At 56.5% G+C, this 15,204-nt stretch carries 14 protein-coding genes; 10 read left to right on the plus strand and 4 right to left on the minus strand.

What is annotated here, in order from left to right; genetic code table 11:
* Window position 1: 1 nt before the first annotated feature.
* The 3 genes from AC2FIB_RS03745 to AC2FIB_RS03755 all read right to left on the minus strand — a co-directional run bounded on the left by AC2FIB_RS03745 (window position 2) and on the right by AC2FIB_RS03755 (window position 3,052).
* Window positions 2-190 carry a hypothetical protein gene (locus AC2FIB_RS03745; RefSeq protein ID WP_496733310.1) on the minus strand — a complete coding sequence of 63 codons (189 nt, stop codon included), beginning with the start codon at window positions 188-190 and terminating at the stop codon, window positions 2-4.
* A 97-nt stretch (window positions 191-287) separates the two neighbouring features.
* Complete coding sequence (locus tag AC2FIB_RS03750; RefSeq protein WP_496733312.1) at window positions 288-2,189, minus strand: multiheme c-type cytochrome; 1,902 nt, start codon at window positions 2,187-2,189, stop codon at window positions 288-290.
* Window positions 2,186-3,052, minus strand: a complete 867-nt coding sequence (locus AC2FIB_RS03755) for a YihY/virulence factor BrkB family protein (RefSeq protein ID WP_282168272.1) — start codon at window positions 3,050-3,052, stop codon at window positions 2,186-2,188. Before AC2FIB_RS03755 ends, AC2FIB_RS03750 begins: the two co-directional genes overlap by 4 nt.
* Window positions 3,053-3,230: 178 nt before the next feature.
* On the opposite strand from AC2FIB_RS03755, the gene AC2FIB_RS03760 reads away from it, so the two are divergent.
* The 8 genes from AC2FIB_RS03760 (at window position 3,231) to AC2FIB_RS03795 (ending at window position 11,658) form a co-directional block, all read left to right on the plus strand.
* Window positions 3,231-4,316 carry an AI-2E family transporter gene (locus AC2FIB_RS03760; protein ID WP_496841739.1) on the plus strand — a complete coding sequence of 362 codons (1,086 nt, stop codon included), beginning with the start codon at window positions 3,231-3,233 and terminating at the stop codon, window positions 4,314-4,316.
* 3 nt (window positions 4,317-4,319) lie between these two features.
* Window positions 4,320-5,432, plus strand: a complete 1,113-nt coding sequence (locus tag AC2FIB_RS03765) for an acetoin utilization protein AcuC (RefSeq protein WP_496733315.1) — start codon at window positions 4,320-4,322, stop codon at window positions 5,430-5,432.
* Between the two features lie 108 nt (window positions 5,433-5,540).
* Complete coding sequence (locus AC2FIB_RS03770; protein ID WP_496841740.1) at window positions 5,541-6,518, plus strand: AAA family ATPase; 978 nt, start codon at window positions 5,541-5,543, stop codon at window positions 6,516-6,518.
* Window positions 6,519-6,535: 17 nt separating this feature from the next.
* Entirely contained in the window at window positions 6,536-7,483 is a 948-nt protein-coding gene (locus AC2FIB_RS03775; RefSeq protein WP_496733317.1) for a DUF58 domain-containing protein, read from the plus strand.
* Window positions 7,480-7,953 (plus strand): DUF4381 domain-containing protein, encoded by a 474-nt coding sequence (locus AC2FIB_RS03780; protein WP_496841741.1) that lies wholly within the window; start codon window positions 7,480-7,482, stop codon window positions 7,951-7,953. The genes AC2FIB_RS03775 and AC2FIB_RS03780 overlap by 4 nt, the downstream gene beginning before the upstream one ends.
* Window positions 7,953-8,936, plus strand: a complete 984-nt coding sequence (locus AC2FIB_RS03785) for a VWA domain-containing protein (RefSeq protein ID WP_496733319.1) — start codon at window positions 7,953-7,955, stop codon at window positions 8,934-8,936. Before AC2FIB_RS03780 ends, AC2FIB_RS03785 begins: the two co-directional genes overlap by 1 nt.
* Complete coding sequence (locus tag AC2FIB_RS03790; protein ID WP_496841742.1) at window positions 8,933-10,438, plus strand: VWA domain-containing protein; 1,506 nt, start codon at window positions 8,933-8,935, stop codon at window positions 10,436-10,438. The genes AC2FIB_RS03785 and AC2FIB_RS03790 overlap by 4 nt, the downstream gene beginning before the upstream one ends.
* Window positions 10,435-11,658 (plus strand): hypothetical protein, encoded by a 1,224-nt coding sequence (locus AC2FIB_RS03795; protein ID WP_496841743.1) that lies wholly within the window; start codon window positions 10,435-10,437, stop codon window positions 11,656-11,658. Before AC2FIB_RS03790 ends, AC2FIB_RS03795 begins: the two co-directional genes overlap by 4 nt.
* A gap of 2 nt (window positions 11,659-11,660) precedes the next feature.
* On the opposite strand, the gene AC2FIB_RS03800 is transcribed toward AC2FIB_RS03795, so the two are convergent.
* Window positions 11,661-12,314 carry a Crp/Fnr family transcriptional regulator gene (locus AC2FIB_RS03800; RefSeq protein WP_496764769.1) on the minus strand — a complete coding sequence of 218 codons (654 nt, stop codon included), beginning with the start codon at window positions 12,312-12,314 and terminating at the stop codon, window positions 11,661-11,663.
* A gap of 221 nt (window positions 12,315-12,535) precedes the next feature.
* On the opposite strand from AC2FIB_RS03800, the gene AC2FIB_RS03805 reads away from it, so the two are divergent.
* Both AC2FIB_RS03805 and AC2FIB_RS03810 read left to right on the plus strand, forming a co-directional pair.
* Window positions 12,536-14,146, plus strand: a complete 1,611-nt coding sequence (locus tag AC2FIB_RS03805; protein WP_496733326.1) for an arylsulfatase — start codon at window positions 12,536-12,538, stop codon at window positions 14,144-14,146.
* A 73-nt stretch (window positions 14,147-14,219) separates the two neighbouring features.
* Window positions 14,220-15,194 (plus strand): HAD family hydrolase, encoded by a 975-nt coding sequence (locus AC2FIB_RS03810; RefSeq protein WP_496733328.1) that lies wholly within the window; start codon window positions 14,220-14,222, stop codon window positions 15,192-15,194.
* Window positions 15,195-15,204 lie beyond the last annotated feature (10 nt).

Raw genomic sequence — 15,204 nt, forward strand, 5'->3', positions numbered from 1 at the left:
CTCAATCGTCCAGAGAAATCCGGTCTTCGGTCAGCACCTGTTCGCGCAGTGAAGCGGCGGCAATACCTTGTATCAACAACGCTTCGCCGTGATTGATGTATTCCGGTGGTCGGGCCCGCAATTTCTCGATCCGTTGCGACAAAGCCAGTGGCTTTTTCAGCTTGGACGTGTGGATCGGTTTAAGAAACATGTGTCACCTTTAAGCTGGGGCAATTCTTGCCTCAGCTTGATCGGTAACTATGAAATTTGCCGGGAAATTGACGGAAACCGGGCTAAGCCGTGCCGTTTCAGCGGCCCAGTTGTTGCTTCAACTGCAAAAGGTTTGGGTCTTCTGGGATGATCTCTAATCCCTGCTCCAGAACATCACGTGCGGCCTGAGGTCCACGATTGATCTGCGCCAGTTGCACCAGCATTGGCCATGCTTCGGCGCGTTGCGGGTCCAGCGCTACGACTTCTTGAAACGCCCGCTCAGCCGCTGGCGCATTGCGGAACGTCAGGGCCATACCGCCAAGCACGAGATGGGTTTCAGGAAAATCCAGACGGTTGGAAATCGCCGACTGCCACTCGGACATGCCCTGCCCCGACAATTGTTGCTGTTCCGCGGTCAGGGCCTGCGGTGGAATGTTCAGAAACTCTTTCGCTGCCGAAATGCGGACATTCCGCAACGGGTCAGACAGCAGCGGCTCAAGCCGTTGGATTTGATCCGGCATGCTGGCCTGACGCTGCAACGGCGCTGCGTTTGCGCGAACCAGAGCGTCCTCGTCTTCCAAAAGCCCAGCCGTTCTGGCCGCTACATCTTCGGACCCAAAAGGTTGCAGCAGATAGGCAGCCGTGGCGCGCACGATGCCGGGTTGATTAGGGTCGGTTGCGATGTCCAGAAGTTCCTCCGGCCCATCCGCGCGACCCAACGTTGCCGCCTGAAAGGCCGTCCCGAAATGCGGCTTTCGATGCGCGCTCTCCGGGTACCAGCCTTCGATTTGCTGAGCCGCCCATGCCTGATCCTGATCCGAATGGCAATCGGTACAGGCGTCCTGCCCAAGCCCCAAATCGGGACGAGGTACACGGAAACTGTGATCGCGCCTGCCGTCGACACCCATATAGACACGCTCGATCATATGGCAGGACTTGCACTGCGCACCCTCGCTATTCTCTGGGTGATTGTGATGTTCCGGCACGTCGTACTCTTTGGCAGCCAGGGTTGGAAACTTGGGATTCGCGGCAGGCGAGTGACACTGCGTACACACCCCGTTTCCATCTGCCCTCAGACTCGCGCTATGCGGCTCGTGGCAATCCATGCAGCCCACGCCACGGTCATACATCTTGGATTGCAGGAACGAGCCGTACACATAGACTTCATCCAAAATCTGACCGTCCGGGTGGTACAATCCCGGACGCAGGACCGCCAGATTATACGCGTCATGATAGGGCGTTCCGGGCAGCGGGTTGCCATCTCCATGCGCCTCACGACGGGAATGACACCCGGCGCATTGCTGGATCTCGGCCTCGGTCTGGCCTTTACCCCAATCCATCAGGAACCCGGTGTCGCCCAAACCCTGCGGCAGGCTTTGCCCCCCGACCCACTCGATATGCGCAGAACCCGGGCCATGGCAGCTTTCGCACCCTACCCCGATCTCGGCCTGTACCGAGTCGTATGTTCTGGTTTCAGCGTTGTACTGTTTCTCAAAACCGGTCGCGTGACATTCCGCACACCGTGCATTCCAGTTCTTGTAGGGTCCGGTCCAGTGCAACCCGTCATCTGGGGGTAAATCCTGATCGGGATAGAGGTGAAACCACTGCTTGTTCTCGGTATCCCAAACAACATCGAAACTCTGCAACCGGCCGGGTTCTGTTTCGAACAAGTATTGCTGCAACGGCTCAATGCCGACGACGGAATGTACGCCGTATTCGGTGCTCACCCCGTCTTTTTCCGTGACTTTTGCGCTCAGCGCGCCTTGGGTGTCGGTGAATTCAACGGACATCCCGCCATGGTTGAACCACGTTCCGTCAAAATCGGCGACTACAGCCCCGTCTTCAACCTCGGTCCAAGCCAGCGCGTGGTGGGAATTGGACCATGCTGCCGCCTCGTCCTTGTGGCAATCGGCACATTGATCCGACCCGACATAGGCCGGAGTCTGGCCAAAGGCGGCCACAGGCACAAATAGCCCGACACACAACGCCAAAAATTTCACTGAGAACCCCGATCCTGATTGTCTTCCAGATCCATCAAAGCGCCGTTGTATTCGGCGCCAAGGATCAGAATTGCCGCGCACAGGTACAAAAAGATCAGCGCCGCCATGACGCCAGCCAAACCTGCATACGTGGCGCTGTAGCTGGCGAATTGCGCGATGTAGATCGAGAACCCCCACCCGCCGGCCGCCCACAAGGCCAACGTCAGAACAACGCCCGGCAGAATTTGCATCAGCTTGTGCCGCCGCGTCGGCAGGATCAGATGCGCTAACAGGACAGTGCCAGCCGGAACTGCAACCGTGAAGGTCCAGCGCAACCTGTCCACCGACAACCAGTCCGACACGTTCACATCAGTCTTCTCGCTTACCAACTGGGTATAGGCGGGCAAAACAACTTCGACCGCGGCAATGGCCAGAATGGCAACGCCACCAACGATCACGAGCCCCAGGCACAGCAATCGGGTTTTCCAGAACGGCCAGACGTCCCTGTCGTGATATGCTTGGTTCATGGCCGCGCGAACCGCCAGGACACCGTTTGAGGCGAAGAAGATCGCCAAAAGACCACCCAGCGTTATAACGCCCGAGCCGGATTCCTGCAGGACGGCCCGCAATTCAGCCACGATTGGCCCCGCGACGTCTTTGGGCCACGCCCCGAACACAAGCTCGATCAGTTCATCGGTGACATAGCCCTGGGACAACGACCCTGCCAAAGCCACTGTGAACAACACAAATGGAAACAAGGCCATCATCAGAGACATGGCGACGTGGCTGCTCATCACGAACCCGTTTTTGTTGTTGAACCGCACTACGGCCAGCCACAGGGCTTGAACCGGTCTACCAACGAAAGGAATCACACGTGCGCTCATGCGCTCAGCCTAACCCGCCTCTGCTTTGCTCTGAAATGGCAAATCCCTTCAGAACGTAAATTATCTCGCCCAAATGTTTGGGCACATTGCAGAATCTCGCCCAGCGGTGCAGGATCATCTTCCAGAGCGACCACCAATCGTTGTAACGTGCCACGCGGCATCACAGGCGGGCTAAGCGATGACTTTGGAACCTGATCAGAACACGGGCGGCCCGCGACTGAGGCTATCGGTTGTCCGGGACACGACAATTGTTGCCACACTGATTGTGCTGGGACTTTATGCGGGCTCAGCATTCTTGATCCCGCTGACCATGGCTTTGTTAATCAATGTTTTGATTATCGCGCTGAGCGACCGGGTAATCTCAATGGCGCGGGTGCCTGTCTGGCTGGCCAATATCGCCGCAGTCACAGTTGTTTTGGCTGGTTTGTTCGTGATCATGTACATCCTCGGCAGCCAGGCGACGCAGTTCGCCCGATCCATCAGCACTTACGAGAACCAATTCGACGGCGCGGTGAACCGGGTCACGGGGCTGGTTGGCAATGACGTCACCACGTTTATCCGTGACAATCTGGTCAGTATCGACATGTCCTATGTCGCGCGCGTGTTGCTCAGCAGTGCGACATCGCTGCTGAACCAGTTTTTCCTGATCAGCCTGTACGTGGCCTTCCTGATGGCCGAGCGTCTGGCCTTTCGCAAAAAAATACAACTGGCTGCGGGCAATCCCGAAACCGGGGCCGAATTAACCACAATTTTGGATGCGATCACCGACAGCTTGCAGCGCTATGTCGGGGTAAAAACCTTCATCAGCCTGGTCACGGCGGGCATCAGTTACTCGGTCTTCAAGGCGCTTGGGCTTGAATACGCCGAAACATGGGCCGTGCTGACTTTTGCGCTGAACTTCATCCCGTCTATCGGTTCGATCATTGCCGTAATTTTTCCGGCCATGATTGCCCTCGTCCAATATGAAACGATCGGGCCTTTCCTGATCATCGTGTTTGGCTGCGGCACCATCCAGTTTCTGATCGGCAATTTTGTGGACCCCGCCTTGCTGGGCCGGTCGCTGAACATGTCTACGTTTCTGGTGATCCTCGCGCTGACGTTCTGGACAACCGTTTGGGGGCTGATCGGTGCATTCCTTAGTGTTCCATTGACTGTCTGCATTCTGATCATCTTCAGCCATATTCCTGCCCTTAGGCCAGTGGCTATTCTGATGTCTCTTGATGGCCGTCTTGGTGATGACAACGTACCCGCACGGACCCAATAATCTGTGCAAAACCCGATCTTCATAGGGTCCGAGATCTATCGCCATTCGACCTATGGTTCAAAACACCCGCTGGCTATCCCGCGCGTCTCCACCGTCATGGACCTGTGCCGCGCGCTGGGCTGGATCAATTCGGAAAATTACAGGGTCAGCCCCCGCGCAAAACCCGGCGCGCTGCACCGCTTTCACACGCCGGACTACATAGATGCGCTGCAGGCCGCGGAAAGAGCTCAAAGCGTCTCGGATGATGTACGCTCGACCTATGCGCTGGGCACGCTGTCCAACCCGGTATTCCCAGAGATGTACAGACGCCCCGCCACTGCGGCCGGAGGATCAATGTTGGGCGCTGAACTGATCCGCGATGGCGGCATCGTTTACAACCCTGCGGGCGGAACACATCACGGCCTGCCCGACCGTGCCAATGGGTTTTGTTATCTGAACGACCCGGTTTTGGCGATCCTGACACTGTTGCGAATGGGCCTGGACCGGATTGTCTACGTCGATATCGACGCCCATCACTGCGACGGGGTCGAGGTCGCCTTTCAGGGTTCGGACACGGTTCGGATGATTTCCATTCATGAAGCCCGACGGTGGCCCTTCACCGGCAGGCTTGATGATGATGCAGGCGGCGCGGCGTTTAACCTTCCGGTGTCCAGAAACCTAAACGATGATGAATTTGACGCCATTCTCGACCAGCTGATCCTGCCCGCGGCTGAGGCCTTCAAACCGCAAGCCCTTGTCCTGCAATGCGGCGCCGATGCGGTTGCCGAGGATCCGCTGTCGCGCCTGGCGCTGTCCAACAATTCTCACTGGAAGGCCGTCGCCGCACTGAAAGGTCTTGCGCCCCGCGTTCTGGTCCTGGGCGGGGGCGGATATAACCCGTGGTCAGTTGGCCGCCTGTGGACTGGTGTTTGGGCCACCTTGAACGACCTCGACATCCCCGAAGTGCTGGAGGCAAACGCGCAAGCCATCCTCGACGCATTGACCTTGAACCGGGCAGCTGGCCGAAACCCTCCGATTCACTGGCTTCGAACGCTGCGCGACGCGCCAAATCACGGACCTATCCGACCAGAATTGAAGGAAGATTTGCGCCGTCTGACTGGGCGGATTTCACAGTAGATCGGCGAAATAAAGGCTGCTAACATACCGCTGTTACGCCACATTTTCAAATTACCGCACAAAATCACAAAGTCAGTTTGGAAAATTGACGCCGATTGGACCCACCAAATGAATGCACTTGATCAGATAAATGATCTCAAAGCCCGAATGGGACAATCCATTATCGGACAGACTGACGTGATCGACCGCCTGCTGATCGGGATGTTGGCCAACGGAAACTTGCTGATCGAAGGGCTCCCCGGTTTGGCCAAGACCCGCGCGGTCAAGGCAATGGCACGTAACCTGGATGCACGTTTCAGCCGGATTCAGTTCACTCCGGATCTGCTGCCATCGGACGTCACGGGGACCGAGGTGTTTCAGCAGACCGATGACGGTGGCACATTCCGGTTCGAACCAGGCCCTATCTTCGCCAATATCGTTCTCGCGGACGAGATCAACCGCGCCCCCGCCAAAGTTCAGGCTGCGTTGCTTGAAGCGATGGAAGAACGGCAAGTAACCGTCTCGGGAACCACGCATAAAATGGAACCGCTGTTTATTGTGATGGCGACCCAGAACCCGATTGAACAGGAAGGCACCTATCCATTGCCCGAAGCGCAGATGGACCGGTTCCTGATGCATGTTCAGATCACCTACCCCCCGGTCGAGGACGAAGTTGAGGTGATCCGCTTGGTTCGCGGGGAAGAGATTTCTGCGGGCAAGGGCGCATCCAAAGATACACCACCAGCAATCCCTCAGGACGCTGTTTTTGCTGCACGGGCCGAAATCGGCCAGATCCACGTATCCGACGCAATGGACCGCTACATGGCCGATCTGGTGCAGGCCACGCGAACGCCCGGCGCGTTGAGCGATGAGCTGGCCAGCTGGATCGACATCGGAGCAAGCCCGCGCGCCTCGCTTGCCTTAGACAAATGCGGTCGCGCGCATGCCTGGATAAACCAACGCGACTATGTCGACCCGGCCGATATTCGCGCCATCGCACATGATGTATTCCGCCACCGCATCACCCTGAGCTTCGAGGCACAAGGCAGCGCCAAATCTGCGGATGATGTGATTTCGGAAATCCTGCAGCTTGTTGCGCTGCCCTGAAACCAAAGGAACGCCGCGTGTCCCAGACCGCCGCATATCCCGACGACCCACGCATACACGTTGATGCGGACCACCTGTTAAAGCTGGGTCCAAAGTCCCGCGCGATCAGCCTGCTGCCCCGCCAACCTGCCCGTTCGATCCTAAACGGCCGGCATGCCTCACGCTTGCGCGGGCGCGGTCTGAACTTTGAAGAACTGCGGAATTATCTGCCCGGGGACGACATCCGTACCATCGACTGGAAAGTGACCGCGCGCACCGGAGAACCCCATGTTAGGGTCTATACCGAGGAACGCGACCGCCCCGCCCTTTTGCTTGTGGACCAGCGCGTTTCGATGTTTTTCGGCACGCAAGTCTACATGAAATCGGTCATCGCGGCCGAAGCCGCGGCGATCGCTGCACACCGGGTGCTGGGGCAAGGCGACCGGGTCGGCGGGATCGTCTTTGGCGATTCCGATGTGGCAGAACACCGACCCCAACGCCGACCCGCTGCCCTGACGCGGTTCCTGTCATCGGTTGGCGCGCTGAATTCAAACCTACGTGCAACGCTGCGGGATGAACCAACCGTGGCGTTGAATGATGTACTGAAACAGGCCGCGCGGATCGTGCATACCAATACTTTGGTGTGCGTCTTTTCCGATTTCGATGGGCTGAATGAGGTGTCAGAGAAACTACTTAGCAGACTTTCTGCCTCGAATGATTTGATATTGTTCAATATTTCTGATCCCAGTTCGCGTGAACTTGCCCCGAACCTTCGGCTTACGGTGTCCGATGGCGACCGCCAGATTGAACTCGACAGCTCGGACCCCGATTTGTCGCACCGAATAAGAACAGCGCTGGAAGATCGCCTTGTCCAGCTGCAATCGTGGTCGCGCCGCTATGGATTTCCCATAGTACCGCTGACCACGGCGGAACCGACGCTCGACCAGTTGCTCAAGCTATTTGGTCATCCCGGAGGCCCAAGATGAGCGTCGATGTCGAAGGCAAATCACTGGTTGACCTGCTGGACATGCTGGAACCTGCCCCGGTGCCCGAGCCTATTTCCATGATGCCGCAGACCTGGGGATGGGCCGTTTTGGCCTTAATCCTTGCTGGCCTTATCATCCTTGGCATTTACGCCTTTCTTCGCCACCGACAGTTGAATGCATACCGGCGTGAAGCGTTGGTCGAATTGGCCGCGTCAGACAATGACGCCGCAAAGATAGCCGAGATACTCCGCCGCACGGCTCTGGTCGCGTATCCACGTCGGAAAGTCGCTGCATTGCATGGAGAAGAATGGACCAACTTCCTAAACCAAACCTCTGATAATGTTACCTTTACTGATGGCGCTGGCCGCCAACTTGTGGAAGCACCATACAGAGATGCAAAAGCCGATCCTGATCTGGAAATCCTCGCGCGAAATTGGATTAGATCACACAAGCGGGAAAGGACAGCCTGATGTTCTCCTTTGCCGCGCCTTGGGTTTTCCTCCTACTCCCGTTGCCATTTTTAGTGTATCGGCTTGCCCCACCGTATCGCGAAAAAAGCAGCTCGATCCGCATCCCATTCTTTCGCCATGTCGCACAGGCCGCTGGAGTTGAACCCAAGTCAGGATCCGTCATTCCCCGCCGAGCACGGTTTCAGGCCGCCACAATCGCATTAATCTGGCTTCTTTTGGTAGCAGCCATGGCCCGCCCCGAAAAACTTGGTGAACCATTGGTTATCGAAAAGTCGGCGCGCGACGTGGTGCTTGCCTTGGACATTTCAGGATCAATGGACCAGCGGGACTTCACAACAACGGATGGCGCTCCAAAACAACGGCTGGCCGCGGTTAAGGATGTGCTGCGTCAATTTATTGCCGAACGCCAAGGCGACCGGATGGCTTTAATCATCTTTGGTACTCGGGCCTTTGTCCAAGCCCCTTTCACGGAAGATCTGAACAGTTTGAATGGGTTCCTGGATCAAACTCAAGTTGGCATGGCCGGTCCCAATACTGCGCTGGGGGATGCAATTGGTCTGGGCATACGCACCTTTGACTCCAGCGAAGTCGACCAGCGCCTGATGATCGTTCTAAGCGACGGGGCGGATACGTCCAGTCGCATGACGCCGGTAAACGCCGCAGCAATCGCGGCCGAGAAAGGCGTCGTCATCTATACGATCGGCGTTGGTGATCCTGACGCCTCGGGCGAGGACCGGGTGGATCTGGATGCCTTAAAGGACATCGCAGACCGTACGGGCGGTGAATACTTCTTTGCAGATGACGAAGAAGCACTGGCTGACACATACGCACGCATTGACGAACTCAACCCCCGGGTCGTGGAAACGCAAAGCTACAGACCACGTGAAAGCCTTGCCCATTACCCGCTTGCGTTGGCATTGCTGACCATGCTCATCTCCATGGCTGGCCAACTTGTCATCAAGCGGCGCCGAGGTGCAGCATGAGCGGCGCGTTGGCAGATTTCCATTTTTTGCGAGCCTCTTGGCTGCTGTTTCTCATCCCTATTGCGATACTCTGGTGGGTGATGCGGCCCAAGCCCAATTCGCACTCCCAATCCATAACCGGCATCGCGCCGCACCTTGCTGCCGCCCTGACCCTGGGGGCAGAAAACAGGAAGCGTGTGTACCCGATAGACGTCGCGATGATCGCAGCAATCCTTGTCACCTTAGCCGCGGCCGGACCGACATGGTCACGGGCCCCGAACCCTTTGGTTGCGGACACGGCACCGCTGGTAATAGCACTGAAGGTCACGGACAGTATGGAGGACCCGGACCTGCCACCATCCCGGCTGGATCGGGCCAAGTTCAAAGTGACTGATCTTATCAATGCGCGTGTCGGAGCACAGACGGCGTTGATTGCCTACGCCGGAACCCCACACAGCGTTGCGCCCCTGACCGAAGACGCCAACATCCTGCGCCCGCTTTTGGAGGGCCTCGCGCCAGCAGTCATGCCAAAACAAGGGGATGCAGCCGCAGATGCACTGACCCTTGCCGAAACGATCCTGAACGACAGTGATACACCCGGCGCAGTTTTGTTTGTTCTGGACGATCTGGACCCGTCTCAACTCTCTGCTTTTGAGAACACGACCGTACCGGTGTTTTTTCTGACAATGCTGCCGAACGGTCAAAACATCGCTCAGTTAAACGACCTGAGGACCGCGACGGTCGTGCCGTTCTCTAACGATGAACGTGATATCAATCGCTTAGAGCGTCAAATTCAATCTGCTTACACTGCGGCGCTGGACGACGATGATCGATTGAACTGGCAGGACAGAGGGTGGATGTTGGCCTGGCCCGCCGCGTTTTTGTCGTTGCTTTGGTTCCGGCGCGGTTGGGTGATCCGTTTGTTGTTGCTGGCAGTGATTTTTGCGGCTCCATCAGGACCCGCAAAAGCCGATGGTTGGCGAGATTGGTTCCTGACCCCGGATCAACAGGGGCAAATTGCCATGAATCAGAAACGCTATGACGCAGCGTCAGAGCTGTTTGGAGACCCATACCATAAGGGCTATGCGCAACTGAAAGCAGGTCAGTACCCCGAAGCAGCAGCAGTCTTTGCCGAACTGGACACGCCCGAGGCAGCGTTTTCCGAGGGAATGGCGCGCATTCGAAACCGCGAGTACAGGCCAGCCATAGCAGCATTTGAATCGGCTTTGAAGCGTCGGCCAAATTGGCCCGAGGCGCAACACAACTTGGACGTCTCCAAAGCGATCCTCGACTTCGTTGAAACATCCCGAGAGCAGTCGGACACAGGCGAAGAAGCGGGCATCGGCGCTGACGACACAGTCTTTGACAATGAGGCCGGGCGCGGCGAGGACACAACCATTCAGGCCCCCGCCGAGGGCGCGCAGGCGATGTCTGCCGATCAATGGATCAGCACGATTGACACGGACATGCAGGACTTTCTGCGTAATCGCTTCCTGTTGGAAAATCAGGAACAACAGCAATGAGATACCTCATATTCCTCATTCTTTTCTTTCCAACGCAGCTTTTGGCGCAAACTGGTATTCAACCGCAAGTCACAGTCGAGGCACCCACGGATTCCGTCACTGTCGGACAACCAGCAATCGTACGGATCAAAGTCCTAGTCCCGACGTTCATGCCGTCTCCTCCGGTGTTTCCGTCGCTCGAACAAGAAAACCTGCTTGTGCGCCTGCCGGAGCGTGCTTCTGGCCCAATTAGTGAAACTGTAGATGGCGAGACCTGGTCCGGTGTCCAACGCAGCTACCGTCTGTATCCGCTTCAGGTTGGGACAGTAGAATTTGGCAAGCAAGACGTAGTTGTTACCTTTGCAGATCCCGATACGAATGCGCCGACGAAGGTCACCATCGCCCTGCCCGAGGTCGCCTTGGATGCCGTGGTACCAGAGGGCGCACGCGATCTGGACCCGCTGATCCTGGCCACGGGATTCACGGTCGACCAGCAGATCGACGGATCAACCGATATGGAAAACGGGGGTGCCATCACCCGACGCCTGACCGCAAAAATTGCCGGCACCACGCCCCTTCTGGTGCCAGAATTGATCCCCGACATGAAGGACCCGCTGCTGAGCGCCTATCCGAAAGAGCCGCGTATTACCGAAAGCGAAGACCGGGGCGTTCTGTCCGGGCAGCGCGTTGATGAGATCGTCTACCTTGCGCAGCAAGGTGGCCAGACCCAACTGCCGTCTGTCACGATCCGGTGGTACAATCTGGATACCAATCAGGTTGAGAACATTGATATCGGTGCAGTTGAACTAACGCTTGCGCCACCGGAGTGGCAGCCACCGGATGCGGATACGATTTTCAGGTTGCTTGCCTTGGCGGCCGGTTTGACACTGGTTCTTTGGGCTTTGGCACGGTTCCTTGGTCCGCGTGTCACAAGTTGGAAACAGGCGCGGCGCGACAGATATCAAATATCTTCGGACTTTGCGCTGGATGCATTGAGGAAAGCCTTGCAAGCCAATGATATCTTAATGTCTTATTCTGCCTTGGAGTTGTGGAAACTGCGCAGCGATACCCCCGACATGGCAATTGGCCTGGAAGAGCAACTGGCTAGGATCGGGGCCGCAAGTTACTCATCCCGCACCGGCTCAAAACCCGAGGCTTGGGCAGCGGCATTGTCCGAACTCAAGGTTATGAAACAGACGGAACACCGCGCTCGGAACCTGCTACCGCCGCTTAATCCGTAGGGTCAGCACTGGCAGGCAGCGATCAACTTGCGCCTATCCTTAAGCCGTACGCGGCCATACCCAAGCTCGATCAATCCCAGCTCTACCAAGTTGTGCAATTTACGGTGTAACGTAGGCAACGACACTGCCACCATTTCGGCCAGTTCATCCTGTGACACGACGATCCACCCATCGAATTTTGAGGCCCCTTCATCTAGGTGCAAAAGGCGCAGAACCAACCGTTTTTCCGCCCCGGTCACTGCCAAATTTGCCATGATGCGCAGCGCAGTTTGCATGTTCTCATGCGATAAAGCATAGAAATCACGAACATATTCGGGGTTGTCACGAACAAGTCGGTCCAGCCGCCGAGACGGAAAAAACAATGCCCGCGTTTTCTGTGTCGCAACAACACTTACCAGTCGGTTGGATTCGGCGAACAACGCAAGATCACCGATCCAGAACCCGCCACCCTGTCTGTGGACAACGAAGTCCTGTCCATCATCCGCAGGTGCAGTGATTTGAACGGAACCCTCTAGAACCGCAAAGACCCCGTTGGCGGGATCTCCGTAGTTATACAGCGCCTCACCCTCATCGAAAGATTTTGCGACCCCGCATGCAAGTAAATCCGATTGAAACCTTGCGCCTCGCGCCCCGAACCACCCTGAGGCAAGCAGCATCTGTCGGTCACGTGGGTTTTCAAACATTAGTATTCATCAATCTCATCATATGATAGGTTTCCGAGCATTGTCATAGCCTAAGGTAAGGCTATTCGATTCTCGACGTAATGTGAATTTTTCCTACCGGGAATCAATACGTTGTTGGCGGAAAAGATAATCGCCGCCATCAATTACTTTTAGATCAACGGATCATTAAGATCCGGCCAATTCAGGAGTAGACCATGTCACCACCCCTATTGATTGCAGATAGTTGGCGCGGCACATTGCGCAAATTCGCCGTAGCTACCGTCGCGGTTGCGCTGGCCCTGCCCGCCTGGGCACAGGATCAAAAGCCCAATATTCTTGTGATCTGGGGCGACGACATCGGACAATCCAATATCTCGGCCTATACGATGGGCCTGATGGGATACCAGACGCCGAACATCGACCGTGTCGCGAAAGAAGGCATGATCTTTACCGACTATTATGGTGAACAATCCTGCACCGCCGGTCGTTCATCTTACATTATGGGCCAGTCTGTTTTCCGCACGGGCCTGTCGAAAGTTGGCCTGCCGGGTGCTGATCTGGGAATGCAGGTCGAAGACCCGACCATTCCGGGATTGCTGAAGGACCACGGCTATGTGACCGGTCAGTTTGGTAAGAACCACCTTGGCGACAAAGATGAGCATTTACCGACAAACCACGGTTTTGATGAGTTTTTCGGAAATCTCTACCACCTGAACGCCGAAGAAGAACCGGAGAATGAAGACTATCCGGGCGATGCGGTTCTGGCCGATGGTCGCACCTTCCGTGAAGCCTATGGCCCGCGGGGCGTGATCAAATCCAAAGCGGACGGAACCATCGAAGACACCGGCCCGCTGACCAAGAAGCGCATGGAGACCGTTGACGATGAAACCGTCGCAGCCGCGATTGACTTCATCAAACGGGCAAATGAACAAGGCCAGCCCTTCTATGTCTGGTGGAACGGCACGCGCATGCACTTCCGTACCCACGTCAAAGATGAAATGCGCCAACAGGCCAACGAGATCTTTGGTGGCGTTGCTGACGAATACACCGCTGGCATGATCGAACACGACATGCATGTCGGGCAACTGCTGGACCTTCTGGACGAACTTGGCATCGCGGACAACACCATCGTGCATTACTCGACCGACAATGGTCCGCACATGAACACATGGCCGGATGCTGCTGCGACGCCGTTCTGGGGTGAAAAGAACACCAACTGGGAAGGCGGCTGGCGCGTTCCGTCAATGGTTCGCTGGCCTGGTCAGATCGAAGCAGGCTCGATCACCAATGAGATCGTGCACCACATGGACTGGCTGCCGACATACCTGGCGGTTGCTGGCGACCCGGACATCAAGGAAAAGCTGAAAACTGGCTATAGCTCGTCCGGTATGGGCCGTGACTACAAGGTGCATCTGGATGGATATAACATCCTGCCCATGCTGACCGGCGAAACAACCGAAAGCCCACGCGCCGAGATTTTCTATTTCTCGGATGATGGTGACCTGACGGCTCTGCGCTATGACGACTGGAAGCTGATCTTCCTTGAGCAGAAAGCATGGGCAACCCTTCGCGCTTGGATCGAGCCCTGGACCGAGCTGCGTATTCCTCTGATCGTGAACCTGCGTCGTGACCCTTATGAGCGCGCCTATCGCACCTCCAACACATATTATGACTGGTTGTTGGATCGGGCGTATTTCTTGGTTCCGGCACAGGAATACGTGGGCAACTTCCTGGCAACCTTCCAGGAATTCCCGCCGCGCCAGAAAGCGGCAAGCTTCAACCTGGATCAGGTCATGGACAAGCTGACGACACCGACAAACAACTAAGTCGTATCTAAAATCCAATCGGGCCGCCCCTTAAAAGGCGGCCCTTTTCATCTTGAAATTGAACGAGAAATTCATGCGACCTTTAGTTCTAAGCGCCCTGCTGTCCTGGGTCCCTCTGTCTCTGCTTGCTGACCCTCTGCCCAGTTGGACCGAGACCGAAAGCAAAGACAGGATCATCGAGTTTGTCGCCGCCGTGACCGACCCACAGCGCCCTGAATACGTGACGCCAGCAGAAAGGATCGCCGTTTTCGACAATGACGGCACGCTTTGGGCCGAACAGCCTGTGTATTTTCAACTGATCTTTGCGATGGACCGGCTGGCTCAGATGGCCGGGGATGACCCTTCGATCCTGACTACGCCCGTTTTGCAGGCCGCTGCGACAGGCGATCTGAATACGGTCGCGGAAGGTGGCCATGATGCCTTGATCGAGGTGTTGAATGCCTCTCATTCCGGCGTCACGGTCGACGAGTTCCAAAACGCCGTCGCCGACTGGCTGGAAACCGCCCGGCATCCGGAGACCGAACTGCCCTATGACCAGATGACCTATCAGCCGATGGTCGAGTTACTGCGGTATCTGCGAGACGAAGGGTTCAAGACCTACATCGTCTCAGGCGGTGGAGTGCACTTTATGCGCGTCTTCGCCGAAGACGCCTATGGCATTCCGCCCGAACAGGTTCTGGGTACATACATGGACACCATTTATGACAGCGCGGAAGGCGAACCGGTTATCACCAAGGCCGATGGCATCGCTTTTGTGGACGACAAGGAAGGCAAACCGATCAACATCGAGCGCACGATCGGCAGGCGCCCGATTCTGGCCGGGGGAAATTCGGATGGCGATTTTGCCATGTTGGAATGGACCACCGCAGGCGATGGGCCACGGTTGGGAGTTTTGATTCACCATACCGATGCAGAACGTGAATGGGCATATGACCGGGAAAGCCCAATCGGCAAACTGGTCGATGGATTGGACAAAGGGCCAGACATGGGTTGGGTGATTGTAGATATGGCGCAAGACTGGTCGCGCATCTACACTGGGGCGAACTGAACCACCACGG

The organism is Ruegeria sp. YTSA072 (assembly GCF_059610285.1).